The organism is Pseudonocardia sp. ZF1, from assembly GCF_056835605.1.
Window position 1 is genome coordinate 4287146 of sequence record NZ_JAJNBY010000001.1, and the last position, 26486, is coordinate 4313631.

A 26486-nucleotide genomic window follows, 5' to 3' on the forward strand; every position below is an offset into this window, starting at 1 on the left:
TAGCCAGAACCTAGGAAGCCTGCCTTGATAACGGCAGAGTCAAAGTTGATGCCACCCTTGTGTGCTAGGAAATCTGCGTTTCCATACTTGAATGCTGTCTCACCAGCCATAATTATCTATCTCCTTTGTTAAGTGATTAAGCTGCTGAACAGCTCTGTTTGCCGGGCGTCTTCTGACACACCGGAAGTCTTCTAAGTTTGCGCCTAACGACTAACTAAGCTAGTCTCTCGCCTAACCCCAAACTAGGAGGAAGCAAGATGGCACGGGTTTCTAAGATCGTGGATGACCTGGATGGCACCGAGTTGGATGAGCAGGATGCTGTTCATGTGGCCTTTGCCTACCGTGGCAAGCACTACTCGATGGACCTCACGCAGAAGAACGCTGAGGCTTTCGACAAGCACATGAGCAAGTACATCGATGCCGCGCAGGAGGGCTCTGCCTACACCGCGACGCTGAGGTCTGCTGCTACCTCGTCTGCTCCCACAACGGAGAAGTCCAAGTGGCTCGCTCGCGTGCGTGAGTGGGCACAGTCCAACGGGCACCAGGTTGCCGACCGTGGCCGCATCGCTCAGCCGGTGAAGGATGCCTACGTGGAGGCCAACCCTGAGGACACGGAGCCTGACGCCTGAACAGCTACGTAGAGTGACCCGGTGCCTACTTGGTGCCGGGTCTTTCTGCTTTTCGGGCCTGAGCTGGCCTGTAAGACGTTCAGGCTGCTCGCCGGTGTCCTGACCCTCAGCTCATGGCGTTCGTGCGTCAGCGTTCATCTCAGCCGGTCTATATAACGGTCTGAGGCTTTAGTTTGTTAGATACTAGGCTCTGTACTAGGTAGATCAACGGGTCTTAATAGCTCTTGTACTTTGATCCTACGTACTGCTGCGATAGCCGCTGATCTTTGATCTAGCTGTTCTAGATTCATACCAAGAAGAACCTCTAGCTCGTCCATTGTTAGTCCGTAGTCTTCGTACGCGACTCTGATATCGTCCATTTGAACTCCTTAAGTGTGTATCGGTAGATTAGCGCACCGGCCGAATAAACGCAGATAGCAAAGTCATCTTCCGTTATCGATATTCTCCCGTCTCGGTAGGCTTCCACTCTCGCGCTCCTTATCCCACTGCTCTATCTGTTGGCGCATTCGCTGAGCCATCATAAGAAGCTCCATAGCTTCCATAAGCATCTTCTGCTCACTCTTCTTCATTAGTTTCTCCTGTTTCCAGCAATGTTGCTATTTCAGTATCAATGTTTTGCATCTCGTGTGCAATGAACTCTTCTATGAGAGCAGATAATCTTCTGTTCCAATCTTCTGGGTTCATTGCCCCACTCCTTACGTAAGCAGGTCTTCAAGTTCTCCGTCTATGTCTGCCATCAGTGCGGACACTAGACTGTCTTCAAACAATTTGTCGTTGAGCATCTGATTGATGCCTGCTCTTAGTCTTTCTTCTTCTGACATACTATCTCCCGTTTTCAAAGTACCGGCGCTTTTTGCGCTCGATCTCTAGTTCTAGTTCGATCTCTCTTTGCCGCAATGCTGCAATCTCTTTCTCTTGTTTGGATATCTGCTCTTCAAGAGCTATACCGCGGCCTGTTAGATGGCCTAGCTCTACTCCGATCGCAAGCATTTGCTCTCTCGCTAGACGAAGCGCAATGTTTGTTGTCTCTACTATCCCACTCTCTGTGGGATCAGGTTTGACTTCCCTCTTACCGCGCTCGGCTATCCATATGACGAACCACGTAGCGAGAACCAAAGCCACTGCTACCGGGCCGCCCAATTCTAACAGTTCTAACCAGGTCATCGAATATTTCTAGCTCGGTTACAGCTACCGCAAAGAACTCTAAGATTGGACAGGCTGTTGTCTATTCCGTGACGAAGTTCTTTGATGTGGTCGACTTGCAGATCTTCTTTAGTGCCACAGAACTCACAGCTAGGATTATTGGCTAGGAGGATTGCACGATTACGTCGATATTCTGCGTTGTATCCTCGCTGGCCGGCCGTGCCACGCTGCAATTCTTTACGATTATCTCTCGCTGTCGTACATGATGGACAACGGCTTTTCTCAGATAGTCGATTGCATTCAAGGCATAGTTTTAGTGGCATATTAAGTTCTCCTGTTATTACAAAGCGGTGGCTGCCGTAGCAGCCACCGCCTATGAGTTGACCCTGTAGGTCGTCAATGCCGCCTGCATTGATGTTTGAATCCTGCCGACGAAGTAACCTTTGGTGAAAATTACGTGCAATGGGTCGGCAGGAAAATTAGGATACCCAGGAATGATCAGCGATAAGGGAGGGGCTTGATCATTCCTGGGTAAGTTAACCGTAGAAGAGGTTAAGTTGTAATACTGGCACTTGTCTGCCTATTGCTTGATAGACTTGTTGTACTTAGGGGCGACACTCCATGTACAACAATAATATTACCATAATGGATGAAATACTATCTATAGTATTTTTAATATTAGTTGTGATCTATTTACCGCCAAGAAGATAAATCATAACGCAAGTGGAAGAAACCCTCTAATATATATACTGTGCGTACGAAGCTCGAATCATACGCACCTTTCTTAACTATTTCTATTAAACAATGGATTCTTAAGTACCGGCGCGAATTGAAGTCTACTGCGCATCTCTTCTATAAACATGATGATGCGTTCGTGCGGTGTATCTAGTCTTCTCAGCTCAGTCAAGCACTCTTCAACTGTCTCTAGAAGCGCTTCAATCTTTGCTGTTTTCTCTGCTTGCTGTATCGTTTCCTTGGAGTATTTAACCATCAGAATCTGCCTCTTCTATGTAGGCTTCTTTCCCACTTCACTATTCCAAGCTCGTTGTCCACGATGTCTAGAGCGTCTAGATATATCTGCGGCTCCTGAGCTAGGGCACGAATCTTGCGCTCCTTTGGGCAGTCACGAAGTAGTCTCTGACGACGTGTAATGCCGTTGTGCCAGTCTTCAATAGTTACCATGATAGTTCTTCCTCCACCTTCGGTTCTGGAATGCTAAGGGTGTTTGCTTCGTACAGTGTTTCTAGAGAAATAGGATCAGTAAACTTGTTACCCGGCGCGATGACGCCATAGTGATTACGAAGTACAGCCTCTACTCTTGCCCACTCTGTACTGAACCCCTTACGTAGTCCTAGTGCAGCTCTTGCTTCCTGCACCGTTGAGACTGTCTTTTCAGGGTCATATGCCGGTCTCTCGCTGACTTTTATTTCTTCCTCGTGCATCTTTACTACCTCCTGTGATTCTTTTTGCTTGATAACTTCTGTATCTTCCTTCACCGCGCCGATTGCGTTATCTAGGAGTGCCTGCTTGCGCTCTGCACCCTTACGGCGTGATGGTCCTTGACGAAGGTTGCTAAGAGAAGCCGCTGACATGGCGCGTGGCTCCTGCTCCCAAGACTGGCCCACTGTCAGGCGGTAGAACGTCTTGCGTCCCCCTGTGGTTGTCTCGACTACCTTTTCTATCCAGCCGTACTTAGCTAGCTCTGTAGTCAGCTCGGAAACGCGAGAGTTGCTGTCACCTGTCTCTTCAGTTATCTGTGGGACAGTTGGATACGCCCAACCGAAGCGGTCACTGTCTTCCCTGCAATCCACTCTGTTTGCTAGGAACCAGGCTACTGCTAAAACTCTCTTTGGTGCTCTAATCTTAACTAGCTGGCCGAACCAGCTCATTCTATCTACGAAATCTGTAATCAATTTTATTCATCTCCATATAATAAAGTAACCGCCCCAGGAGACTCTGACCTCATCCTAGGGCGGTTACCAGTGTTACTTTTTTATTTGGAGACCTGCGAACTCTTGGGTAGTAATGGTCAGAGTCATACCGTCTTGGTTCTATATCTATTATGAAGGAATGTGTAGAGAATGTCAAACTAGGCTAAAGAGAAGGCTCTGCAAAGATGCAGGTCAGAGAGGTGCGCTAGAGAAGCAGCAAAGAAAGTTGAGAATCTTTTTCGTGGCTAGAGGAATCTGTGCACCGGGCGCGCTGCGCATGCCTGGCCGGCCCTTTTGCGCCGGAACATTTGATGACTGTCTTCTTAGCTTCTTGGAAAGAAAGAAAGAGTTATAGCACTTCGAGCGATAGCGAGAAGTGCAGGAGCGGAGCGACTGTTACTGATTCAGTTATTGATTAACTTACTGATTCAGTTACTGATTATTCTTCGATAGTATCGGAGTAGCCCATTCGATATTATCGGAGTAGCAAGTTCCAGATTATCGGAGTAGCCCATTCGATATTATCGGAGTAGCGGAGCTGACATGACCTAAGAGGGTCATTCGATACTATCGGAGAAGGCTCATGCTAAGCACAAATAGCATTGTTAGGCCATTCGAGTGATCTTGAAATTAGTCTCCGGAAAACATTCAATATCATGCAATTTGATGGAATCATATGTTATAGTTATTACATCAGAGCAAAGCAGCATCGCTCTGAAATAACATTTGGAGAAACATTGATTAATGAACGAGATTTGGAGAGTAGTGGAAGGAACTACTTACAAAGTTAGCAATACAGGTAAGGTAAGAAATAAGCACGGTCGTCAGATAGCTAGCAGATTTGACCGCTACGGATATGAGAAGCTAGAACTAAGTGTCGATAGTAAGACCCTGAGAAAGTACGTTGCCCATCTAGTAGCAGAGGCTTTCATCGGACCTCGTCCGGCCGGTATGCAGGTCTGCCACAACAACGGAATCAAGTCAGACAACACCGTTGAAAATCTTCGATACGACACACCAAGAAACAATGTTGCAGACAAGAAGAAGCATGGATCGTACGGCCCGTATAAGCGAATCAGTTACGGCGAGAAGCAAAATATTCTAGCTGCACTTCAAACTATGTATATGCCAGAAGTGGCGGATAAGTTCGGAGTATCAGTAGACACACTTAAAAGACTAAAGAGAGAGGTAGCATAATGGAAAAGAAGACAGAAAGAGTGACAGCCCTTCTAACACCAACCGAACTACAAGAGTTCAAGAATTGGCTAGAGGCTCGCGGACTGAACCTATCATCAGGTGTCAGATTCATCATTAAGAAAGAGTTGAGCAATAGATAATGACAACAGCTGAGTTGACCTTTGACATATTCCGCTTGTACCCGCTAATCAAACAGTACAGCGCAAGCATCGTAGGCAAGTTTGGCCTAATGCAAGACAGAGAAGATATAGAGCAGGACGTAGCAGCCAAGCTGTTTGCAGAGATTCAGAGCAACAGCCTAGCGCTAGAGAAGATTAAGGATGAGCACACGTTGCAGAAGGTGATTCGTGCTCAGATTAGACGAGAGTGCCGCAAGTACTTCAACGAACGCAATGCCAAGTCTTATGTGTATCACTACAGCAAAGACTTTATTCTAGAAAACTGGTTCGAACTCAGTGCAGGTCTCAATGAGTCGCTTGTAGATGAGTTTGCCTGCGGTACAGGGATCAAAGGCGTAGATGTTCTAGCTGACTTTTCCAGCGCGGTAACTAAGCTTACAGACAAGCAAAGAGAAGATCTCTTCCGTATAGATTATCAACAACTTACCCCGGCAGAGAACACAGCTCGTCACAGAGCAATAGATGCACTGGTTAAGAAATTGAACGGTCATCTGCCGTTCGTACCAAGATACACACAATTACAGGAGGAAATATGAGTAACCACAGAAAGCCGCAAGTAGAGCCTGGCAAAGCAACACAGTTCTTTAGCGTGCTCTTCGTTCTTATGGCCTTAGTCGCCGGTATCGGAGGATGCACCATGCTTGTCACAGAGTCAGGCAAGCCACCAACTCAGCAAGTCACAGCTCTACTAGATCAGTCAGCCATCAGTGCATGTGACCTGGTCTACTACGAAGTCAACCGCAAAGGCATGCACTCGACTCAAGAAGAACGTCAGGCATTCGCAGTAGACTTCCGCGCGGCATCGGAGACAAGCGCTAACGATCTCATCAGACAAGCAGCGAACGCAGTAGACAACTCAGCTCTTGGTAATAACGAAGCCTGGAAACTAGGTCTAGGAACAGCTTACGTACGTTGCAACGAAGCCGGGTATGACTTTGGAGATAGAGACTGATGGAGATAACAAGACAGCACGTAATAGACACACCGATAGAACAGATCGTCTCGTTCTACTGGCAGCTAGCAGAAGAGCAATGGTTCAAGGATGAGTGTGAGTACTATTGGATTGAGAACGGATGCAACTCACTCGACACACAAGAAGTTATTAAGCGTATTAAGGAAGAGGGAATGAGATCATGGGGCTCTCAGTAGGAACGTCAGGAGTCAACGTTAATGTGACCGGGCGAGAGATAAACAACGCAGCAAAGAGCGCGGGTAAGGGTTTCGCCGGCCTTCTTACGATCATGCTATTGGTGCTATGGCTACCTATTAAGTGGACCGTTCTAGCAACCTACTACGTTATCAAGTACTCATGTGTAGTCGCGCCGGTATGGCTATACAAACACTACGCCATGACAGCTTCAATCGATAATACTACCCATTCTCGCCATTAGAAAAAACCTGCTTTCAGCAAGTTCTGTCAGTCGTTCGTTATGTTTTTTTAGCTGAGCTTTCTGTTTGCTTGTTAGATTGCTAAGGGCTTCCAGTTCTTTAATTTCTTTGCTCACTATTTTTTCGGAACCTATCACTCTAGTTAGTTCCTTCCGGTTAACCGGCCTACAGTTATAAGACATGACCCATCCCTCGCTCTCCGCGTCCTTGAAAGTGAGGTAAAGACGATTCTCGCTCCGGAAGGACCAAGGAGAAGCACATTCAGAGTTTGGCTTTAGGTAACCGGCAATGTAGGTAAAGTTTGGATTTGCGCTGGTAACCCACTGGTCAGGGACCTTGTCATATAACCAGATGTTCGTAACAGGCTTATCTGAGTTGTTATAGACTATAATGTTATCGTCTTCGTCAATTGTCCAGCTTATCCTTTTGGCTTGATCCTCCGTCATATCTGCTCGTTGCTGGTCTATTTGTGCCTGCTGTAGCTGTAGTGCTTGCTGCTGTGCTCGGTTGGTCTTGACAGTCGCCCAAGCAGCCACCGCAGCAACTATGAAGGCCAGGAAAGCCACACCTGCGGCAAGCCAATCAGGCCAACTGCCCAAGTCAGGCATCGTAATCGTCTCCGTAGTAACTGCTGAGATAGAGGTTATCGTAGTCATCTTGCAGGATAAGGAGACGGAACTTAGCCTCGTTCATCAACGATTCTGCTGCATCAATTCTCTGTGGAATATCAGGCTCAGAGCTTCTCGAATAAAGATCCAGAAGGTGTTCTTGGTGTCTGATCTTTTGTTCAACAGCAAACCATCTGTCTAGATTTAGAAGCTTGCCTGATTTACTTGTCAACCAGAACATCTTAGATGCGTCCCGAAATACTACACATGAGTCGCTATTGAACCACTGAGGCTTAGCAATTGTTTGAGTCTCACCGGGCGCGAGATATGAGATAACATGCTTCCTGGTTATGGAATCGAACCAGGGAGGCGCGCTCCACAAAACAACAGAAGTAGAAGGCAGTTCAGAATGATTCAAGATGTAGATGTTTTCCTTATCTGTGTACCAGCTAAGACGTCGAATGTGATGCTCTCTCTTCTCTTCTTCTAAGGCGTTTAGCTGTTCTTGTTGCTGGGCAAACTGCTTCTGCTGGAGTCTTAATGCTTCTTGCTGTGCTCGGTTAGTCTTGATTGTTGCCCAAGCTGCTGCTGCCGCTACGCCTACGGCAAGCACTCCTGCTCCTGCTGCAACCCAGTCAGGCCAGCTACCCATGTCTGGCATACCGCTTGGGTCCATGACGACACTAGGAACACCTGTAGTCGTTGGTACGGCCGTAGGCGTAGGCACGACGGTCGGTACAACCTCAGCGGACGGCAGAGGCGTAGGAGTCGGTACAGGCGCAGGAGTCGGCACAGGCGGCTGCATGATCGGAGGCTACACAGCAAAATGCCCGGTACCGAGTTGATACCGGGCATCTGCCTCTAGAACCTGTCGCCTAAGCCTGCCTTCCTATGGGCCTCTCTAGCCCTATCGGCTGCAACGCTTGCTCCGTAGCGGCTAAGCATCTCTCTGGACCGCCACCCGGCAATATGCATCAAGTCTGTCTCTGAGCCACCGTTACGTAGCCACGTATCGGCCAGGGTGTGCCTGAACCTATGCGGGTTTACATGTCCCACACTAGCCTTCTTAGTTCTCTTATCTAAGACAGAACGAAGACCAGTGATAGACAATGCACCCTTGGTTCCGAGTAGCAGCATGTCGGTTTGATCGGCAAGACGATGCTTAGCTCTAGCACGAAGATAGCGACGCATAGCTAAGGCAGTCCTCTGGCCGAAAGGAATGATGCGTGGCCTCTTGTTCTTACCGATAACGACGATGGCATTAGGGCTGAACTGAATGTCTTCAAGTCTGAGATTGACTATCTCTGCACGCCGCGCGCCGGTATCCATAAGTAGCCTGACAATCATCATGTCTCTACGATCAGTAAACCTACTACCCTCACATGCCTTAATAAGAAGTCTCATCACATCTTCTTCAATGATCGGAACTAACTTCTCAGGAACAGTAGGAGCAGGAACCTTATCCATAGGGTTGCCGTCTAGCTCATCTTCTACATCTGTTAGCCACTTGAAGAGTTGCAGAAGTCCACGATAGACATTGTTTACATACCCGGGCGAGACAGTCTGACCAGGCTTGTAGTGATGTGGTCGGCTAGAGAACTCAACTAAGAATCTCTGCACCGCTCGATGATTGATCTTGCATGCCGGGCGATCTTCACCGACATGAGAGGCCAGCTCCCGTGCGCTCCGCATGTACGTAGCAACCGTGTTGGGTGACTTACCCGCCGCTCGTAGGTACAGCTCGTAGTCCGGTAGCAGGTCAGACAGGGTCTCTCGGTACATCAGGTTGCACCCCTCGCCTCAGTAGGTTCAGGGCTATGACGAAGATGTAGAGTCGCAGGTCGACGGGGTGTGGCGCAGCTTGGTAGCGCACTCGCTTTGGGAGCGAGGGGCCGTGGGTTCAAATCCCGCCACCCCGACCAGCGGAGACGTCACCGTGCGCGGCGGTCCGGAAGCGGTCGACAGCGGCATCCGACAGCGTCCGGCAACGGCCGGTGGTCCCGGCCGGCGCCCGCACCGAGCCGTGGTCCGGCCGTCCCCCGCAGCGGCGACGTGCTCAGTGGGAGCCGCCGTGGCGGTGGTACCGACGGAACTCCGAGGGCGACAGGCCGTAGCGACGGCGGAATGCGGCTGCGAACCGGCTCGGACTCGAGAACCCCAGTTCGCCGCGACATCGCTGACCGAGGTCGACGTCCGGCTCTCCAGGTCCGCCTTCGCCCGTTGCAGGCGGACGGTCGTGAGGTGCTCCATCGGGGAGCATCCGATCCACTCCTGGAAGCCCTCCTGCAGCCGTCGCACGGTGGTGCTCCCGAGGACCGCCATGTCCGCCACGGTCCACGGCCGGGCCGGGTCGTCACGGACCGCGTCCACGACCCGGGACACCGTGCGCGGCCGCGCGGGCGACCCGGTGCCCAGGTCGGGGCAGCTCGTCAGCAGGAATCCCGCGGCCACCGCGCCGGCCAGCTGCTCGGAGACCACGGGAGAGCCGGCGAACAGTGACGGGCGACGAAGGTGGCTGGCGAGACTGCTGACGAGTCTCCGCCAGTCCTCACCTCCGCCCCGGTCGAGATCGAGCTGGTCGGGCAGGACGCCGGCGACCCGGACGGGGTTGCTGCCCAGTACGCGTTCCGCCTCGCGATCGAGCCAGGTGCGGTCGAACTTGACCCCCAGCACGGTGCACGTCGCGTCCCAGTGCGTGATCCGGCACGCGCTGTCGGCCCGGAAGACCGCCGCCTGGCCGGAGACGGAGGTCATCGATCCGCGACGGGTCTGGCTGACGAAGTGACCGGTCAACGGGATGTTGACCTCGTACGCCCCGGGATAGTCGCAGTCGATGGCGATGTCGGCTCCCCAGCCGACGTAGCCGAGGAGAACCGGGCCGAGATCGAGTGTCTGCAGGGTGAGGCGAGGCCTGCTCCCGGGACCGATGGGCGTCAGCTCGTGCGGGAAGTACACGTCAGCGACGCTCTGCGACACCTGGTCCCAGTCCCGAGGTGGCGCACCCCTGTGTGCGGCCATGCCCTCGATCGTATCCGACACCGATCACGTTCGAACTCCTCGCGCGATCGGTACCGAAACCGCGCGATCGGTGTCGTCAGCCCCCGACGACCCCGCCTACCTTCTCGCCGTCCCGAACCGACGCAGTGAAGGAGCCACCCCCATGACGGCGGTGAACGACGCCCGCACCCCGGACCTCTCGTGGCTGGACGACGTGACGATGTCCGACCTCGAGCGGAACCCGTACGCGACCTACGAGCGTCTGCGTGCCGAGGCACCACTCGCCTACGTCCCGGTACTGGGCTCCTACGTGGCGTCCACCGAGGAGGTCTGCCGCGAGGTGGCCACGAGCGCCGCCTTCGAGGCCGTCATCACCCCGGCGGGCGGGCGCACCTTCGGCCACCCGGCGATCATCGGGGTCAACGGGGACGTCCACGCCGACCTGCGCGGGATGGTCGAGCCCGCGTTGCAGCCGGTCGAGGTCGACCGCTACGTCGAGGACCTCGTCCGTCCCATCGCCCGCCGCTACCTGGAGAGCTTCGAGAACGACGGCCGCGCCGAGCTGGTCGCGCAGTACTGCGAGCCGGTCAGTGTGCGGTCCCTCGGTGACCTCCTCGGGCTCCGCGACGTGGAGTCCGACGTCCTGCGCGACTGGTTCGCGAAGCTCAACCGCTCGTTCACGAACGCGGCCATGACCGAGAGCGGTGAGTTCGCCAACCCGGAGGGCTTCGTCGAGGGCGACCGGGCGAAGGCCGAGATCCAGGCCGTGGTCGACCCGCTGATCGACCACTGGATCACCCACCCCGACGACAGCGCGATCTCGCGCTGGCTGCACGACGGCATGCCTCCCGGGCGCACCCGCGACCGCGAGTACATCTATCCGACCGTCTACGTGTACCTGCTCGGCGCGATGCAGGAGCCCGGACACGGGATCGCGTCCACCCTCGTCGGGCTGTTCGGCGAGCCCGAGCAGATGGAGCGGGTCGTCGACGACCCCGCGTTGATCCCGCGAGCGGTCTCGGAGGGGATGCGCTGGACGTCGCCGATCTGGTCGGCCACCGCACGCGTCTCGACCCGGCCCGTGACGGTCGCGGGCGTGGACCTCCCGGCCGGCACCCCGGTGATCCTCTCCTACGGCTCCGCCAACCACGACCACGACCGGTACGAGGCGCCGACCCGGTTCGACATCGACCGGCCCCCGCTCCCGCACCTGGCCTTCGGGGCGGGCAACCACGCCTGCGCCGGGATCTACTACGCCAACCACGTCATGCGCATCGCGCTCGAGGAGCTGCTCGAGGCCATCCCGAACCTGGAACGCGACACCTCCTCCGACGTCGAGTTCTGGGGCTGGGGATTCCGCGGTCCGACCACCCTGCACACCGTGTGGGAGGTGTGAGGGCATGGCCTTCACGGCGACCGTCGCCGGGCGGAGGGTGACGTGCGGGCCGGACCAGTCGGTCCTCGACGCGTTCCTCCGCGCCGGGGCGTGGATGCCGAACTCGTGCAACCAGGGCACCTGCGGCACCTGCAAGGTGCGCGTGCTGAGCGGCGAGGTCGACCACCGGGACTCGCCGCTCGGCACGTTGACCGAGGACGAGCGGTCCGCCGGTCTGGCGCTCGCCTGCCAGGCCCGGCTCCGCTCGGACGCGGAGGTCGCACCGTCGGGGCCGGGCGGCGGGAGCGCGGGGCGTCGGACCCACCCCCTGCGCGATCTGGACGCCGTCGTCGTCGACATCGAGGACATGGCGCGGGACACCCGCCGGGTGCGGCTGGGTCTGGCCGACCCGCTCGCTTTCCACGCGGGCCAGTACGTGGAGCTCACGGTCCCGGGCTCGGGTGCTCGTCGGCAGTACTCGCTGGCGAACGTCGCCGACGACGACCAGGTCCTGGAGTTGCACGTACGGCTCGTCCCCGGGGGCACGGCCACCGACCGCTGGATCTTCGACGGGCTCGCCGTCGGCGACCGGGTACGGGCCGCCGGGCCCCTGGGCGACTTCTTCCTCGACCCGGAGGACGACGGCGGCGAGCCGATGGTGCTGATCGGGGGCGGCACGGGGCTGGCCCCCCTGCTGGGCATCGTGAGGACCGCGCTCGCCGGCCGACCGGGCCGCGAGATCCTCCTGTACCACGGGGTCCGCGGTGCGGCCGATCTCTACGACCTGGACCTCCTGGCCCGTCTGTCCGAGGCCCACCCGAACGTCAACGTCGTTCCGGTGCTCTCCCACGAGAGCCCGCCCGACGGCACGTTCCACCGCACTGGACTCCCGACCGACCTGTTCCTGGACGACGTCGGATCGGCCCGGGGCTGGTCGGGCTGGCTCTGCGGGCCGCCGGGGATGGTCGAGGCCGGGGTCAGGGCGTTCAAGCGGCGCCGCATCGCCCCCCGCCTGATCCACCGGGAGACGTTCACCCCCGCCGACGCCGGCTGAGGGCCGCCCCACTCAGGACAGCACGCGCAGCTGGAACGGGTAGTCGTAGGGCCGGTCGTTCGACGCCCGCACCGCGCCCTTGATGTGGCACCACGCGGACACCACGAACAGCACGAGCATCAGCGGCAGCGCCACCACGATCCCGACCACGGTGAAGATCAGGATCCAGCAGAGGATGAACAGCACCCAGAACGACAGGTTGAAGTTGAACGCCCCGGCGGCGGCCCGGCGCGCGAACGGGTCGTCCTTCTTGACCAGCCAGACCAGCAGCGGGCCGACCAGGCTCAGCAGCCCGGCGCTGAGGATCGCGGCGATCGGCGCCGAGAGGTGCGCGAGGATCGCGGCGATCCGGCTGGAGTCGGAGGGGTGCGGCTGCGACATCGAGGTCCTTTCCGGGTCCGGTCGGCTCAGCGCCTCTGGGCCGACCACCCTGCCAGGCATCGGGCCGGCCGGCGGGAGCCGAGCGGCACGCCGGGCCCCGACCACCCGGACGGGTGCGCGGGCGCCCCGGTCACGAGCACCGCGAGCCGTCCGAGCATCCGCCACGTCATGACCGCGCTGACCACGCCGGTCAGCCGGACCGCCGCCCGCTCCACGAGACCCCCGGTCTCGTAGCGTTCACGCAGGTGCAGCCGGGTGCCCGGCGTGCCGTCGGGCAGCGCGACCGGCCACACCTCGGCGGGCGGCGCGGCGAGGGTGCGGGCGCGGTCGTACTGCAGGTCGGCACGGGGCAGCAGGGTGTCGCCGGGCCGCGGCACGCGCGCCTCGGCCGGGGACGCCCCGGTCCGGCGGGCCATCCGTGCGGCGAGCACCGTCATCATCGCCGCGACCGCGAGCACCACCGGGACCGTCCGTCGGGTCGTCATCGTCGGCCACCTCCTCGCCGTCGATCCTCGTGCGGCGGCGCCGGTCCGCTCAGGGCCGAAGGACCGTGGGCCCGCGCGGTGTGACGGCGGGAACACCCCGCCCCGCGCCGGCGTTCCGGTCGTCGAAGCGTCCGTGGGGGTGCGTCCGATGCCGTCGACTGCGAGACCGTCGTTCACCGTCGGCCTCGTCGTGCCCTCGGCCGGCTCCGACGGCATCTACGGGCCGTCGTGCATCCTGTGCGCCCGGCTGGCCGTCGAGGAACTGAACGCGGTGGGCGGGGTCCTCGACCGCCCCGTCCACCTGCGGATCCTCGACGGGTCCGGGGCGCCGGAGCAGGTGGCGGCGGCGGTCGCGCAGGCGGCGCGGACCGGGGCGATCGACGCCGTCGTCGGCTGGCACATCTCCCCGGTGCGGGTGCGGCTCGCGTCGGCGCTGCGCGGACTGGTGCCGTACGTGTTCACCGCGCTCTACGAGGGCGGTGAGACCACGCCGGGTGTCGTCCCGATCGGTGAGACACCGGACATCCAGCTCACCCCGGCGCTGCGGTGGATGGCCCAGGAGATCGGCGTCCGGCGCTGGGCGGTGATCGGCAACGACTACCGCTGGCCGCACCGGTCGATCGCGCGGACCCGGGCCGCGCTCGACGGGTCCGGCGGGCCGACGCTGGACCACACCCGTTTCGTGCCGCTCGGCACCTCGGACCACCGGCCGGTGCTGGACGACCTGGCCGACCTCGACGTCGACGGGGTCCTGACGCTGCTCGTCGGCTCCGACGCCGTCGCGTTCCACCGCGAGTTCGCCCGGCGCGGGCTGGAGAGCCGGTACGCCCGGTTCTCCCCGTTGATGGACGAGAGCATGCTGGCCTGCGCCGGGGCCGGGGCGTCGCAGGACGTGTTCACCGCCGCCGGCTACTTCGAGGCCCTCCCGACCGCGGAGAGCCTGGCCTTCGGCGCCCGCTACGCCCGCCGGTTCGGCCCCGGCGCACCGCTGCCGTGCGCGCCCGGCGAGTCCTGCTACGAGGGCGTCGGGGTCCTCGCCGCCCTGGTGAACCGGGTCGGCACCACCGACGCGGTCCGGCTGTCCGAGGCCGCCGGACGGTGCCGCTACGTCGGCCCGCGAGGACCGGTGACCGTACGCGACGGCCGGGCCGAGCAGCGGATCTACATGGCCGTCGCCGACGGGTCGGGTTTCGACATCCTCGCGTCCCTCTGAGCCCTCCGGGCGATCACGAGCGCGGTCACGACCGCGACGAGGACCAGGATCCCGGCCAGCGGCAGCCCGAACAGCAGCATCAGGCCGCCACCGATGTTCGCGCCGATCGACGCCGCCGTCACGACACGTCCGGCCCACCCGACCAGCAGGCCCGCCACCACGCACAGCACCACCGGTGACGCCACGGCCCACCGGCGGACGACCGCGGCGACGCAGCAGACCAGCCCCGCCCCGGCGAGCACCCCGACGGGCCACGGCAACGCGGGCGGGTCGTACGCCCGGATCCCGTCGGCGAGGTCGGATGCCGGGCTGACGTCACCGATCAGGTACCAGGCGACGACGGTCGCGCAGAGCCCGGCGACCAGTCCCACCGGGATCGCGCGCAGAGCGCTGTGCACGGGGGTCTCCTTCCCCTCGGGTCCCGCCACCCTGCCCCGGACGTCGTCGCCGGGCCTCCGTGGAACCACGCAGGTCAGTCCGCCGGCCGCCACGGCCGCGGCGGCAGCGTCGGCAGGCCGCTGGGCGCGCACTGCCCGCCCCGCTCACCCGCCAGCCGGAACACCAGCCAGCCCGACAGCGCGGCCAGCACCGACCCGGTCAGGATCCCGATCTTCGCCTCGGCGACGAGCAGCTCGTCGGTGAGCGCGAGCTCGGTGACGAACAGGGCGACGGTGAACCCGATGCCCGACAGCGCCGAACCGCCGAGCAGCTGTCCCCAGCGCAGCGTGTCCGGCACCCGCCCGATCCCGGTGCGCAGCGCGACCCAGGTCCCGACGGCGACACCGATCGGCTTGCCCACCACGAGACCGAGCACGATTCCCCAGGTCAGCAGGGAGGTGGCCGCCGCGGACAGGGTCTCGCCGGAGAGCACCACCCCGGCGTTGGCGAGCACGAACAGCGGCACGATGACGTAGCTGCTCCACGGCTGGATCGCCTGCTGGAGCCGCTCGTTCGGGGAGACGGCGGCGACCGCGACCGCGCGGGCGGTGCGGGCCCGCTCCGGGGTGGGGTCGAGCAGGAAGTTCTTCCCGATCCGGACGGCCTCGACCATCTCGGTGCGACGCGGCGCGTAGGCGTTGACCAGCAGCCCGAGCGCGACGCCGACGACACTCGGGTGCACCCCCGACCGCAGCACCGCGACCCAGCACAGGATCCCGACGACGGCGTAGAACGGCGTCCGCCAGAACCGCACCCAGCGCAGCGCGAGCAGCCCGGCGAGCAGCACCACGGCGACGAGCAGCGCGAGCAGGTCGACCTCGTCGGTGTAGAACAGCGCGATCGCCAGCACCGCGCCGATGTCGTCGACGATGGCCAGAGCCAGCAGGAACACCCGCAGCTGGTCGGGGCAGCGCGGCCCGAGCAGCGCGAGCACACCCAGCATCACCGCGGTGTCGGTGGAGATCGCGATCCCCCAGGCGCCCGCCGCCTCGCCGCCGGCGTTGAGCGCGAGGAAGAACAGCGCGGGCACGACGAGTCCGCCGAGCGCGGCCGCGGCCGGTGCGGCGAGGGCGCGGAACCCGCGCAGCTCGCCCAGCGTCGTCTCGCGGGCGATCTCGAGCCCGACGGAGAGGAAGAACAGCACCATCAGGCCGTCGTTGACCCAGTGCCGCAGGTCCAGGTCGAGCGCGGACTCCCCGAACGACACGGCCAGCGGGGTGTGCCAGAACGTCTCGTACCCGCCGCCGAGGTTGGCCCACAGCAGCGCGACGACGGCCGCCCCGACCAGCAGGACCGCCGATCCGGACTCGGTCCCGAGGAACCGCCGCGCGGCATCGGAGAGGTCGCCGCGCTCGGCTAAGGTCATCACCGCCATGTGCTGATCCTGCCCCGCCCGTCGCGGGACGCAACGAGGAGGCCGTCATCAGCCTGGATCCACCCGTCGGACCGTACGACCACGTCCTGGGCCCGCCCGAGGCCGAGCTGACGCTGGTGGAGTACGGCGACTTCGAATGCCCCTACTGCCGCGACGCCGCACCGGTGCTGGAGGAGGTCCGCGACCGCTTCGAGGGGCGGCTGCGGTTCGCGTTCCGGCACTTCCCGCTGCACGAGGTGCACCCGCACGCCATCGCGGCCGCCCTCGCCGCCGAGATGGCCGGGTTCGACGGCCGGTTCTGGGAGATGCACGACACCCTGTTCGCCCCCGGTCCGCCGCGGCTGCGCCAGGACGACCTGCGGGAGCACGCCGTCGCCGCGGGGGTGCGGCCGGACCGGGTCGTCTGGCCGGCGACGCGGCTGGCGGAGGACCGCGTCGAGGCCGGGTTCAACGCGGCGGTGCGCTCGGGCGTGCGCGGCACGCCGACCCTGTTCGTCAACGGCGAGCAGTACCGCGGCGACGTCACGGTCGCCGCGCTCACCGCCGCGCTGGACCCCGCGCTCCGGTCGTAGCCGCTCAGGCCGTCGCGGCGGGCCCGACCAGCATCACCGGGCAGTCCGCGCGCTGGACCAGCGCGAGCCCGGTCGAGCCGAGCAGCAGCCCGGTGAACCCGCCCCGCCCCCGGGTGGCGACGACGACCAGCCGCGCCGCCCCGCTGCGCTGGGCCAGCACCCGTCCCGGCTCGGCGCGCTCGATCACCCGCTCGACGGCGACGTCGGGATAGCGTTCCGACCAGCCGGCGAGCCGCTCGGCCAGCGCCCGCTCCTCGGCCTCGCGCAGCCGGTCGAACGCACCGGTCGCGCGCAGGGCCGGGGACCGGCCGTCGTGCCAGGCGTGCAGGGCGACCAGCCCGGTGCCGTGCTCGGCGGCCGCGGCGAAGGCGTGCTCCAGCGCGACGTCGGACAGCGGGCCGCCGTCGATCCCGACCAGGACCGGCCCGTCGGACGACGTGCCGCGGACGACGACGACCGGGCAGCCCGCGTGCGAGGCCACGGCGAGGGTCACCGACCCCAGCGCGGTGCCCATCGCCCCGCGCCCGGCGGACCCGAGCACCAGCAGCTCCGCCGTGGCGGACCGCTCGACCAGTGCCGTCGACGGCGCCCGACGGTCCTCGGCGACGTCGACCGCGACCTCGGGTGCGGCCTGCGCGGCGGCGTGCCGGGCCGCGTCGAGGGTCGCTCGGGACTCCTCGCGGATCGACTCCTCGACGTCGTCGAGCAGGGGGGCGACGGCGGCGTCCGCGTACAGTCCGGCCACGTCGAAGGCCTGCACGAGCAGCAGGTCGGCGTGCCGGGCGGCGGCCTCGCGGGCCGCCCATGCGACGGCGTCCAGGGCCGCGTCCGATCCGTCCACGCCGACGACGACGGTGCTCATCACTGTGCTCCGTTCCCGGCCGGCCCGGTGTCGGCCGTTCACCCTCCACTGTGCTCCCTCGCGGGCCGGGTCGCACGGCCCCGTCGTGTGAGGTCGGAGACGGCCCGCACGGGCCGGGACGGGCACCCGGGGCCCCGGGCCGCATCGCTACGGTGATCGCTGCTGCATTCCGGAGACAGGGAGGTCCCGTGCACGCACCGAGCGTTCTCGTGGTCGGCGCCGGGTTCGGCGGCATCGCCGCCGCGATCGAGCTGCGGGCCCACGGCATCCGCGACGTCACGATCGTCGACGCCGCCGACGGCATCGGCGGTACGTGGCTGCACAACACCTACCCGGGCGCCGCCTGCGACGTGCCGAGCCATCTGTACTCGTACTCGTTCGCCCAGCGCACCGACTGGTCGCGGCTCTGCTCACCGCAGCCCGAGATCCTCGCCTACCTGCGGGGTGTCGCCGCCGAGTTCGGGGTCGACGAGCTCGTGCAGACCGGTGTGCGGATCGTCGACGCCCGGCGCGACGAGGCCGACGGACCCTGGACGGTCACCGCCGACGACGGCCGCACCTGGACCCCCGACGTGCTGATCGTCGCAACCGGTCAGCTGAACCGGCCGGTGTCCCCCGACCTGCCCGGCGTCGACTCGTTCGCCGGGACGATGTTCCACTCCGCGCGCTGGGACCACGACCACGACCTGCGCGGACGTCGCGTCGCCGTGATCGGGACCGGAGCCAGCGCCGTGCAGTTCGTGCCGGCGATCGCCCCCGAGGTGGGGCACATGACGGTGTTCCAGCGGTCCGGGAACTGGTTCCTGCCGCGACGGAACCGGAGGTTCCCGGCGTGGTGGCGGGCCGCGATCGCGCGGGTGCCCGGCCTGCAGGCCGCTCGGCGCCGGTTCATCACCGAGTACTGCGAGGCGCTGACACTGATGATCCGCCACCCCGCCACCTGGGGCAGGCTGGGGCGGCTCTACGCGACGCTGTTCATGCGGGCCCAGCTGCGCGACCCCGAGGTCCGCCGCAAGGTCTGGCCGGACTACACCTTCGGCTGCAAGCGCATCCTGTTCAGCTCGCACTGGCTCCCCGCGCTGCAGCGGCCCAACGTCGCGGTCGAGACGTCACGCATCACCGCCGTCGAGCCGACCGGGGTGCGCACCGAGGACGGCACGCTGCACGAGGTCGACACGATCATCTGGGGCACCGGGTTCGCGGCGACCGACTTCATGTTCCCGATGAAGATCAGCGGCCCGGGCGGACGGTCGCTGCGCACCGAGTGGTCCGACGGCGCGCACGCCTACCTCGGCATGACCGTCCCCGGGTTCCCCTCGCTGTTCGTGCTCTACGGCCCGAACACCAACACCTCCGGCGGCTCGATCATCCGGTACCTGGAGCACCAGGTCCGCTACGTCCGCGAGGCCCTGCAGGAGGCGGCCCGCCGCGGCGCGTCCGGCGTGGAGGTCCGCCCCGAGGTCGAGCAGGCCTACGACGAGGAGGTCCAGGCCCGCTTCCCCGGCACCGCGTGGACCCGCTGCGACTCCTGGTACCGCGACGACACCGGGCGCATCGTCACCAACTGGCCCGGCTACATGCGCGAGTACGACGAGCGCACCCGCCGCGTCGAGCCGTCGGACTACGTCTTCCACTGAGCCCCGGCCGGCGCCGGGCAGGACGGAACCGCCCCCTGCGTCCCGTGGCGGCGGGAGGCAGGGGGCGGAGGTCGTCGTCGGGGGTCAGTCGCAGGACGTCGGGTTGTCGCGGTTCTGCGCCGCCCCGCCGCCGAGGATCCCGAGGACGTTGCCGAGGGCCGCGTTGACGCCCGGGCAGATGTTGGCGTTGTTGAGGACGTTGACGTCGTCGAGGTTCACCAGGCCGAACTGGTCGCCCCGGGTGTTGCCGACGTCCTGGACGAAGGAGTCACCGTCGTCGTCCTTCGGCGCGGGCGCAGCCGACGCCAGCGGGCTGAAGGCGACCATGGTGGCGATGACGGCGACGCCGGTGACCGCAAGCTTCCTGCGCATGTCTTTCTCCCCGATCGTGTCCGGTGGGACGGACGTGTCTCACGATTCCCGTGAGCACCACCGGGACGCCTGTGCGTCGCGGCAAGCGGACAGTAGGCAGCCGCTCACCGGCGGGGATACGGCAGCGACACCAACGGCTGACCCGGTCACCACGGGTACCAAAAGTGTGGTGTGAAACGGACGGAACCGGTTCCCCCAGGACGCCGGACACCCTCCGTCCCCACGTCCGGGGCGGCCGATGCGAAGGGTGATCGACCGACCGGACCGTGGGCGGGGGGCGACCACTCGCGGGGGTGAATCCGTGACCGGCGTGTCGCGGGACCCGGCGTGTCGCGGCGGGACCGTGGCGTCCGGGGCTTGCACCTGACGCGACGTGAGGCGGCACCGTCCATCATGCCGCCACGACGTGGCGGCCCGACAGGAGGGGATTCCGGTGAAGGTGGGCGAGCTGGCCCGGGTGACCGGGCTGACCGTACGGACACTGCACCACTGGGAGGAGCGGGGGCTGGTCGTGCCGTCGGCGCGGACGGCCTCCGGCCACCGGGTCTACGACGACGGCGACGTCCGCAGCGTCTACCAGGTGGTCGCCCTGCGGGAGCTGGGCCTGCCGCTGGAGGCGATCGGCGGGCTGCTCTCGTCCGGGTCGTTCGCCGACGTCCTCACCGCGCACCTGGACCAGGTCGACGCCCGGCTGGCGGCGCTGCACGCCCTGCGGGGCACGCTCGCGGCGGTCGTCGACCGGCTCCGGGACGCGCCGGACCCCGACCCGTCGGACGTGTTGATGATGATCGACGAGGTGAGCAGGGTGAACGACACCTTCGCGCAGTACTTCACTCCCGAGCAGGTCGCCGAGCTCCGTGCGCGGCGCGCCGAGGGCGAGACGGCAGCGGCCGCGTGGCCCGGGCTGATCGCCGACGTGCAGGCCGAGATGGACGCGGGCACCGACCCGGCGGAGCCGCGCGTGCAGGCGCTCGCCGCGCGGTGGTCGGAGCTGCTGGCGACCTTCCACCGTGGTGACGAGTCGTTGCAGCGGCAGCTGTACCGGCTGCGGGACGAGAACCCCGACGAGGTGACCGCGGCGGGTGGCCCGGACCAGGCGATGATCGACTACATCGCCCGGGCCGGGGTCACCGGCTGAGCCGGTGGGGCGGGAGGGCGGGGGTCAGACCGACCCGATACCCCGCACGACCGCCCCACCCACACCGGCCGCCTCCAGCAGCCCCGCCAGCACCGGGTTCACCGCACCGGCCTTCCACGCCAGCGCCAGCGGCACCTCCGGCGGGTCGGTCAGCGGCACCAGCACCACCCCCGGCGTGCGCAGCTCCGCCGTCGCGTCCAGCGCCAGCCCCACCCCGACACCGGCCCCGACCAGGGACAGCAGGGTGTGCGTCTCGGGGGCCTCCTGCTCGACACGCGCCAGGAATCCGGCGTGCAGGCAGGCCGCGTCGACCGACGTGCGCATGACCGCCATCCGCCGGGCCGGGTAGGTGACGAACGGGTCGTGGGCCAGCTCCGCCAGGTCGATCACGTCCCGCCCGGCGAGCGGGTGCTCCTCGGGCAGCGCGGCGACGAGCCGGTGCCGGTCGATCTCGTGGACGACGAGGCCGTCGTCGTCGACCGGGGTGCGGATCAGCGCGGCGTCGACCCGGTCGGTGCGCAGGTCCTCGGCCAGCTCGCCGGAGAACCGGCCGGTGACCAGCACCAGCCGGGCCTGCGGCCGGTGCGCGCGGAAGCGGCGGGCGGTCCGGTACAGCCAGGCGTTGGAGCTGGGTCCGGCGAACCCGAGGCGGACCGAGCCGGTGCCGCCGGCGGCGGCCTCGCGCGCCGCCTCGACGGCCTCGTCCGCGGCGGCGAGGGCACGGCGGGCCCGGGGCAGGAACGCCGCACCCGCCGGGGTGAGGGCGACGGCGCGGGTGTGCCGGTCGAACAGCGTGGCACCGACCTCGCGTTCGAGCCTGCGGATCTGCTGGGACAGCGGCGGGCCCGAGACCTGCAGGCGGGCCGCGGCCCGGCCGAAGTGCAACTCCTCGGCGACGACGACGAACGACTCCAGCTGCCGTAGCTCCACCCTCAGATCATGTCGATCCGACGACAGGAATGGAAGCAAGAGAGTCCCGATGGCGTCCCAATGCTGTTCTACCGTTGCGTGGCGGTGGTCACGACGGCGTGGTCGCGACCGTCGCTCCACGACGAGTGCAAGGGGGCACCGGGTTGAGCACGAGCACACCGTCGATGCGCCGCAAGGTGGGGATCGCCTCGTTCGTCGGCACCACCATCGAGTGGTACGACTACTACATCTACGGCACCGCCGCCGCGCTGGTGCTGGGGCCGCTGTTCTTCCCGAACGCCTCCCCCGCCGCCGGCGTGCTGGCCTCGTTCGCCACGTTCTGGGTCGGGTTCCTCGCCCGGCCGATCGGCGGGATCGTCTTCGGCCACCTCGGTGACCGGCTCGGCCGCAAGACCGCGCTGGTCGCGACGCTGCTGCTGATGGGCGTCTCGACGCTCGCGATCGGGCTGCTGCCCGTCTACGACGACATCGGCGTCCTCGCCCCGGTGCTGCTGGTCGTGGCCCGGCTCGTGCAGGGGCTCGCCGTCGGCGGGGAGTGGGGCGGCGCGGTGCTGATCGCCTCGGAGCACGCGTCGAAGAACCGCCGGATCCTCTACGGCGCCTTCGCCCAGCAGGGCAGCCCGGCGGGGCAGATGCTCGCCACCGGCTCGTTCGCGCTCGTCGCGATGCTGCCGGAGGACGCCTTCCTGTCCTGGGGCTGGCGCGTGCCGTTCCTCGTGTCGGCGGCGCTGGTCGTCGTCGGGCTGGTGATCCGGCTGCGGATCGAGGAGAGCCCGGCGCTGGTCGCGATGCGGTCGCGCGGCACGACGGCGCGGTTCCCGCTCGCGGAGCTGCTGCGGGAGCGGACGATGCTGGTGGTCGTCTCGGTGGGCGCGTGCGCACTGGTGGCGGCGGCCGCGTACTTCAAGAACACGTTCGCGCTGTCCTGGGCGGTCAACGACCTCGGCTTCGACCGCCAGGTGTTCCTCAACGTCGTGCTGATCAGCTCGACCGTGCAGTTCTTCACCCAGCCGCTCGGGGCGTTCATGGCGACCTGGTGGAACCCGCGGAAGGTCGTCACCGCCCTGCTGCTGATCGAGCTTCCGCTGTTCCCGGTGATGTTCTGGCTGATCTCCACCGGCAGCTTCGGGCTGGCCGCGCTCGGCATGGCGCTCGCGACGCTGCCGCACACGATGTACTACGCGATCCTCGCCGGGATGCTGGCCGAGGCGTTCCCCGCGCGGATGCGCTACACCGCGATCTCCCTGTCCTACGCGCTGGCGGGCACGCTGTTCGGCGGCACCGCCCCGCTCGTCGGGCAGTCGCTGCTGGCCGCGACCGGGTCGATCGTGCCCGTCGTGGGGTACTCGCTGGTGATCGTGCTCGTCTCGCTGCTGGCGGCCCGGTACGTGCTGGCCCGCGGACCGGTCCCCGACGACGAGCGTCTCGACACCGCCGTCACCGGCACCACCGGGAGGACCGCATGACCGCACGACTCCGCGAGCCCCGCTTCCCCGAGCCCGAGGTGCCCGCCGGCGCGACCGCGCTCGCCGCCCGGCTGCGGGCGCTCGTCGCCGCCGACCCGGACCGCCCGCTGGTCACCGAGGACACCGCGGACGGCCCCGGTGTGGTGCGCACCCGCGCCGAGTTCGACGCCCGCACCAACCGTCTGGCCAGGGCGTTCGCCGACCGCGGGGTGCGGCGCGGGGACCTGGTGTCGATCGCGCTGCCGAACACCGCCGCGCACCTCGAGTGCTCGGTCGCGGCGTGGAAGGTCGGCGCGGTGCCCCAGCCGCTGTCGGCCCGGCTGCCCGCCGCCGAGCGCGACGCGGTGCTCGCCGTCGCCGCGCCGGCACTCGTCGTCGACACCCCGGTCGACGCGGGCTCCTACGACGACGGCCCGCTCCCCGACGTCGTCGGGCCCAGCTGGAAGGCCCCCACCTCGGGCGGGTCGACCGGTACCCCGAAGGTGATCGTCGCCGGTCAGGCCGCCTGCGTCGAACAGGTCCTGGCCCGCGCCGACGGGCTGCGCATCGACCGCGACGGCGTCTTCGGCTGCACCGCGCCGCTGCACCACAACGCGCCCTTCATGTTCACGCTGATGGCGTTGCTCCAGGGCCACCACGTCGTGCTCATGGGCCGGTTCGACGCCGCCCGCGCGCTCGCGATGATCCCCGCGTACGGCGTCACCTGGCTCTACGCGGTGCCGACCATGATGAGCCGGATGCTGCGCCTGCCCGACGCCGACTGGGCCGCCTGCGACACCGCGACCCTGCGGACCGTGCTGCACGTCGGCGCGCCCTGCCCGCCGGAGGTCAAGCGCGGCTGGATCGACCGGGTCGGCGCGGAGACGGTGTTCGAGATCTACTCCGGCACCGAGTCGCAGGCCGGCACCGCGATCGACGGCCACGACTGGCTGGCCCACCCGGGGTCGGTCGGGCGGGTCACCCGCGGCGAGATCACCGTCCGCGACGACGACGGCCGCGAGCTCGGCCCCGGTGTCACCGGTGAGATCTGGATGCGGTCGGGCGGGGCGCCGACGTACCACTACCTGGGCGCCTCCGCCCGCGAGCGCGACGGCTGGGAGTCACTCGGCGACATGGGCTCGCTGGACGCCGACGGCTACCTCTATCTGGCCGACCGACGCGCGGACATGATCCTCGTCGGCGGCGCGAACGTGTACCCGGCGGAGGTCGAGGCGGCGCTGACCGCGCACCCCGGGGTGCGGGACGCCGTCGTCGTCGGGTTGCCGGACGCCGACTACGGGCACGTCGTGCACGCCGTCGTGCAGGCCGAACCGGGCATCGAGAACGATCTTCGCGAGTTCCTCGACGGGCGTCTGAGCAGGGCGAAACAGCCACGGAGCATCGACGTCGTCGACCACCCGCTGCGCGACGACGCCGGGAAGGTGCGCCGCTCGGAGATCGCCGCGCGCGCCGCGGACGCTCGACGGCGCGCAACGGCGGACGGTGCGACAGGATGACGTCCATGACCGACCTCCTGGACCGTCTGCGCGAGCTGCAGGTGTCCTCCATCTGCGACGCCGACAAGTCGCTTCCCGTGGTGGACCCCGCTATCCGGGCCCTGGTGCCGGACGTGTCGATGGCCGGGCCCGCGGTGACGGTGTCCTGTGTGGACGACCACCTGCCGATGTTCGCCGCGCTGTCCGCGGCCCGCCCCGGCTCGGTGCTCGTGGTCGCCGGGGCGGGTGGTCACCGCGCCGTGTCCGGTGAGCTGTTCGCGACCGAGGCGAAGCGGCGCGGGCTGGCCGGGATCGTCGTCGACGGGCTGGTCCGCGACGTCCGCGGGCTGCGCGGGATCGGGCTGCCGGTGTTCGCCCGCGGGACCTGCCCGGCCTCGGGCAGCACGAACGACCCGGGCACCGTCGACGAGATGGTGTCGTTCGGCGGGCTCGTCGTGAGCCCGGGCGACCTGGTGTGCGGCGACGACGACGGCCTGCTGATCGCCGCGCCGGACCGGCTCGCCGAGGTCGTCGACACCGCCGAGGGCATCGAGGCCGCCGAGCGCGCGCTGGTCTCGGCCATGCGCAACGGCCACGACCTGCACTCGCTGACCACGGTCGTCGAGCACGTCGCGGCGCTGCGCCGGGGCGACCCCAGCGCGCTGGGGTTCAAGGTCTGAGCGGGCCGCTCAGGCCGCGACCGCGTCCCAGCTGAACTCCTCGGTCATCGAGCCGGGGCAGTCCGGGCACGGGACGGCGACGCCCGCCGTCTCGTCACCGGGGAGCTCGGCCTCCGCGCCGCAGCCGGCGCACCGCTGCCAGGACACCAGTTCTCCGTACATGTGTTCGAGGGTGAACCACATCGGTGTAGTTCGCAACCCCGCAGGTCCGGGCCGGGTCAGACGTCGTCGATCAGGTCCGCGACCGAGGAGACGACCCGCGTCGGCCGGAACGGGAACCGGTCGATCTCGTGCTCCTTGGTGATGCCCGAGAGCACCAGGACCGTGCGCATCCCGGCCTCCAGCCCGGCGAGGATGTCGGTGTCCATCCGGTCGCCGATCATGACCGTGGACTCCGAGTGCGCGCCGAGCCGGTTGAGCGCGGCCCGCATCATCAGCGGGTTCGGCTTGCCGACGAAGTACGGGTCGACCCCGGTCGCCTTGGAGATCATCGCGGCGACCGAGCCGGTCGCGGGGAGGATGCCCTCCGGGGACGGGCCGGTCGCGTCGAGGTTGGTGGCCACGAACCGGGAGCCCTGCTCCACCAGACGCATCGCGGTCGCGATCGAGGAGAAGCTGTAGGTGCGGGTCTCGCCGAGCACGACGTAGTCGGGGTTGCGGTCGGTGATGACGTAGCCGATGTCGTGCAGCGCGGTGGTCAGCCCGGCCTCGCCGATCACGTAGGCGCTGCCCTGCGGGCGCTGCTCGCCGAGGAACGCGGCGGTGGCGAGCGCCGAGGTCCAGATCGACTCCTCCGGCACGTCGAGGCCGGTGGCCTGCAGCCGGTAGCGCAGGTCGCGGGGGGTGTGGATGCTGTTGTTGGTCAGGACCAGGAACGGCACGCCCTTGTCCCGCAGCCGCGACAGCAGCGTGTCCGCACCCGGGACGATGCTGCCCTCGCGGACGAGGACACCGTCCATG

The 26486-nt window shown here is 65.0% G+C and carries 29 protein-coding genes, 1 tRNA gene and 1 pseudogene; 13 read left to right on the top strand and 18 right to left on the bottom strand.

Features of this window, described 5'->3' with window-relative positions:
- Window positions 1-278 precede the first annotated feature (278 nt).
- Window positions 279-629, top strand: coding sequence for a histone-like nucleoid-structuring protein Lsr2 (locus ZF1_RS20670; RefSeq protein WP_482638108.1), 351 nt, complete (start codon window positions 279-281; stop codon window positions 627-629).
- 555 nt (window positions 630-1184) lie between these two features.
- Here the strand turns inward: ZF1_RS20670 and ZF1_RS20675 are convergent.
- From ZF1_RS20675 to ZF1_RS20690, 4 genes are all read right to left on the bottom strand, one after another.
- Window positions 1185-1313, bottom strand: a complete 129-nt coding sequence (locus tag ZF1_RS20675) for a hypothetical protein (RefSeq protein ID WP_482638109.1) — start codon at window positions 1311-1313, stop codon at window positions 1185-1187.
- A 138-nt stretch (window positions 1314-1451) separates the two neighbouring features.
- A complete protein-coding gene (locus ZF1_RS20680) occupies window positions 1452-1793 on the bottom strand; it encodes a hypothetical protein (protein ID WP_482638110.1) in 342 nt (113 codons plus the stop codon).
- Window positions 1790-2095, bottom strand: a complete 306-nt coding sequence (locus tag ZF1_RS20685) for an HNH endonuclease signature motif containing protein (protein WP_482638111.1) — start codon at window positions 2093-2095, stop codon at window positions 1790-1792. The genes ZF1_RS20680 and ZF1_RS20685 overlap by 4 nt, the downstream gene beginning before the upstream one ends.
- Window positions 2096-2947: 852 nt before the next feature.
- Entirely contained in the window at window positions 2948-3661 is a 714-nt protein-coding gene (locus ZF1_RS20690) for a hypothetical protein (RefSeq protein WP_482638112.1), read from the bottom strand.
- A gap of 786 nt (window positions 3662-4447) precedes the next feature.
- On the opposite strand from ZF1_RS20690, the gene ZF1_RS20695 reads away from it, so the two are divergent.
- The gene (locus ZF1_RS20695; RefSeq protein WP_482638113.1) at window positions 4448-4900 is read left to right on the top strand and encodes an HNH endonuclease signature motif containing protein; all 453 of its coding nucleotides are present in this window, start codon (window positions 4448-4450) and stop codon (window positions 4898-4900) included.
- A 139-nt stretch (window positions 4901-5039) separates the two neighbouring features.
- Window positions 5040-5615: a hypothetical protein gene (locus tag ZF1_RS20700; RefSeq protein WP_482638114.1), complete on the top strand. Its 576-nt coding sequence runs from the start codon at window positions 5040-5042 to the stop codon at window positions 5613-5615.
- Between the two features lie 822 nt (window positions 5616-6437).
- Here ZF1_RS20700 and ZF1_RS20705 read toward each other — a convergent pair.
- From ZF1_RS20705 to ZF1_RS20715, 3 genes are read right to left on the bottom strand one after another with little or no spacing between them, the layout of a single operon-like run.
- Window positions 6438-7076, bottom strand: a complete 639-nt coding sequence (locus tag ZF1_RS20705) for a hypothetical protein (protein ID WP_482638115.1) — start codon at window positions 7074-7076, stop codon at window positions 6438-6440.
- A complete protein-coding gene (locus tag ZF1_RS20710; protein ID WP_482638116.1) occupies window positions 7069-7881 on the bottom strand; it encodes a hypothetical protein in 813 nt (270 codons plus the stop codon). Before ZF1_RS20710 ends, ZF1_RS20705 begins: the two co-directional genes overlap by 8 nt.
- Before the next feature lie 56 nt (window positions 7882-7937).
- A complete protein-coding gene (locus ZF1_RS20715; RefSeq protein WP_482638117.1) occupies window positions 7938-8696 on the bottom strand; it encodes a tyrosine-type recombinase/integrase in 759 nt (252 codons plus the stop codon).
- A gap of 225 nt (window positions 8697-8921) precedes the next feature.
- Here ZF1_RS20715 and ZF1_RS20720 point away from each other — a divergent pair.
- Window positions 8922-8998: transfer RNA gene (locus ZF1_RS20720), tRNA-Pro, on the top strand.
- Between the two features lie 134 nt (window positions 8999-9132).
- Here ZF1_RS20720 and ZF1_RS20725 read toward each other — a convergent pair.
- Together ZF1_RS20725 and ZF1_RS20730 are read right to left on the bottom strand one after the other, a co-directional pair.
- Window positions 9133-9336 carry a helix-turn-helix domain-containing protein gene (locus tag ZF1_RS20725; RefSeq protein ID WP_482638118.1) on the bottom strand — a complete coding sequence of 68 codons (204 nt, stop codon included), beginning with the start codon at window positions 9334-9336 and terminating at the stop codon, window positions 9133-9135.
- Window positions 9243-10094: pseudogene (locus tag ZF1_RS20730) on the bottom strand (AraC family transcriptional regulator); the annotation flags it as partial. The gene ZF1_RS20725 and the pseudogene ZF1_RS20730, both read right to left, overlap by 94 nt.
- Window positions 10095-10236: 142 nt before the next feature.
- Here ZF1_RS20730 and ZF1_RS20735 point away from each other — a divergent pair.
- Both ZF1_RS20735 and ZF1_RS20740 read left to right on the top strand, forming a co-directional pair.
- Entirely contained in the window at window positions 10237-11469 is a 1233-nt protein-coding gene (locus ZF1_RS20735) for a cytochrome P450 (RefSeq protein ID WP_357440612.1), read from the top strand.
- A 4-nt stretch (window positions 11470-11473) separates the two neighbouring features.
- On the top strand, window positions 11474-12502 hold the full coding sequence (locus ZF1_RS20740) for a 2Fe-2S iron-sulfur cluster-binding protein (protein WP_482638119.1): 1029 nt from the start codon (window positions 11474-11476) through the stop codon (window positions 12500-12502).
- A gap of 12 nt (window positions 12503-12514) precedes the next feature.
- Here ZF1_RS20740 and ZF1_RS20745 read toward each other — a convergent pair whose 3' ends face one another.
- Window positions 12515-12883 (bottom strand): DUF4870 domain-containing protein, encoded by a 369-nt coding sequence (locus ZF1_RS20745; protein ID WP_346107929.1) that lies wholly within the window; start codon window positions 12881-12883, stop codon window positions 12515-12517.
- A 26-nt stretch (window positions 12884-12909) separates the two neighbouring features.
- The gene (locus ZF1_RS20750; RefSeq protein ID WP_357440603.1) at window positions 12910-13368 is read right to left on the bottom strand and encodes a hypothetical protein; all 459 of its coding nucleotides are present in this window, start codon (window positions 13366-13368) and stop codon (window positions 12910-12912) included.
- Window positions 13369-13516: 148 nt separating this feature from the next.
- On the opposite strand from ZF1_RS20750, the gene ZF1_RS20755 reads away from it, so the two are divergent.
- Complete coding sequence (locus ZF1_RS20755) at window positions 13517-14581, top strand: substrate-binding domain-containing protein (protein WP_482638120.1); 1065 nt, start codon at window positions 13517-13519, stop codon at window positions 14579-14581.
- On the opposite strand, the gene ZF1_RS20760 is transcribed toward ZF1_RS20755, so the two are convergent.
- Together ZF1_RS20760 and nhaA are read right to left on the bottom strand one after the other, a co-directional pair.
- The gene (locus ZF1_RS20760; RefSeq protein WP_482638121.1) at window positions 14530-14979 is read right to left on the bottom strand and encodes a hypothetical protein; all 450 of its coding nucleotides are present in this window, start codon (window positions 14977-14979) and stop codon (window positions 14530-14532) included. The genes ZF1_RS20755 and ZF1_RS20760 overlap by 52 nt on opposite strands.
- Before the next feature lie 74 nt (window positions 14980-15053).
- Window positions 15054-16394 (bottom strand): Na+/H+ antiporter NhaA, encoded by a 1341-nt coding sequence (gene nhaA, locus ZF1_RS20765; protein ID WP_357440595.1) that lies wholly within the window; start codon window positions 16392-16394, stop codon window positions 15054-15056.
- Window positions 16395-16480: 86 nt separating this feature from the next.
- On the opposite strand from nhaA, the gene ZF1_RS20770 reads away from it, so the two are divergent.
- On the top strand, window positions 16481-16966 hold the full coding sequence (locus ZF1_RS20770; RefSeq protein WP_308819459.1) for a DsbA family protein: 486 nt from the start codon (window positions 16481-16483) through the stop codon (window positions 16964-16966).
- A gap of 4 nt (window positions 16967-16970) precedes the next feature.
- Here ZF1_RS20770 and ZF1_RS20775 read toward each other — a convergent pair whose 3' ends face one another.
- Window positions 16971-17828, bottom strand: a complete 858-nt coding sequence (locus ZF1_RS20775; RefSeq protein ID WP_208824940.1) for a universal stress protein — start codon at window positions 17826-17828, stop codon at window positions 16971-16973.
- A 188-nt stretch (window positions 17829-18016) separates the two neighbouring features.
- Here ZF1_RS20775 and ZF1_RS20780 point away from each other — a divergent pair, with 188 nt between their 5' ends.
- Window positions 18017-19465, top strand: coding sequence for a flavin-containing monooxygenase (locus ZF1_RS20780; protein ID WP_482638122.1), 1449 nt, complete (start codon window positions 18017-18019; stop codon window positions 19463-19465).
- 84 nt (window positions 19466-19549) lie between these two features.
- Here ZF1_RS20780 and ZF1_RS20785 read toward each other — a convergent pair whose 3' ends face one another.
- Entirely contained in the window at window positions 19550-19837 is a 288-nt protein-coding gene (locus ZF1_RS20785) for a hypothetical protein (RefSeq protein WP_062396993.1), read from the bottom strand.
- Between the two features lie 433 nt (window positions 19838-20270).
- Between ZF1_RS20785 and ZF1_RS20790 the strand changes: the two genes are divergently transcribed.
- Window positions 20271-20975, top strand: a complete 705-nt coding sequence (locus ZF1_RS20790; RefSeq protein WP_251783821.1) for a MerR family transcriptional regulator — start codon at window positions 20271-20273, stop codon at window positions 20973-20975.
- A 24-nt stretch (window positions 20976-20999) separates the two neighbouring features.
- Here ZF1_RS20790 and ZF1_RS20795 read toward each other — a convergent pair whose 3' ends face one another.
- On the bottom strand, window positions 21000-21905 hold the full coding sequence (locus ZF1_RS20795) for a LysR family transcriptional regulator (protein ID WP_482638123.1): 906 nt from the start codon (window positions 21903-21905) through the stop codon (window positions 21000-21002).
- Window positions 21906-22048: 143 nt separating this feature from the next.
- Here ZF1_RS20795 and ZF1_RS20800 point away from each other — a divergent pair, with 143 nt between their 5' ends.
- Genes ZF1_RS20800 through ZF1_RS20810 form a run of 3 tightly spaced genes read left to right on the top strand, consistent with a single transcriptional unit; the run spans window position 22049 to window position 25526 of the window.
- Window positions 22049-23371 (top strand): MFS transporter, encoded by a 1323-nt coding sequence (locus ZF1_RS20800; protein ID WP_482638124.1) that lies wholly within the window; start codon window positions 22049-22051, stop codon window positions 23369-23371.
- Window positions 23368-24867: an AMP-binding protein gene (locus tag ZF1_RS20805; RefSeq protein WP_482638125.1), complete on the top strand. Its 1500-nt coding sequence runs from the start codon at window positions 23368-23370 to the stop codon at window positions 24865-24867. Before ZF1_RS20800 ends, ZF1_RS20805 begins: the two co-directional genes overlap by 4 nt.
- A 5-nt stretch (window positions 24868-24872) precedes the next feature.
- Complete coding sequence (locus tag ZF1_RS20810) at window positions 24873-25526, top strand: RraA family protein (protein WP_476652298.1); 654 nt, start codon at window positions 24873-24875, stop codon at window positions 25524-25526.
- A gap of 9 nt (window positions 25527-25535) precedes the next feature.
- Here ZF1_RS20810 and ZF1_RS20815 read toward each other — a convergent pair whose 3' ends face one another.
- On the bottom strand, window positions 25536-25688 hold the full coding sequence (locus ZF1_RS20815; protein ID WP_168172127.1) for a hypothetical protein: 153 nt from the start codon (window positions 25686-25688) through the stop codon (window positions 25536-25538).
- A gap of 56 nt (window positions 25689-25744) precedes the next feature.
- Entirely contained in the window at window positions 25745-26485 is a 741-nt protein-coding gene (locus tag ZF1_RS20820; protein ID WP_482638735.1) for an HAD-IIA family hydrolase, read from the bottom strand.
- Between the last annotated feature and the right edge of the window lies 1 nt (window position 26486).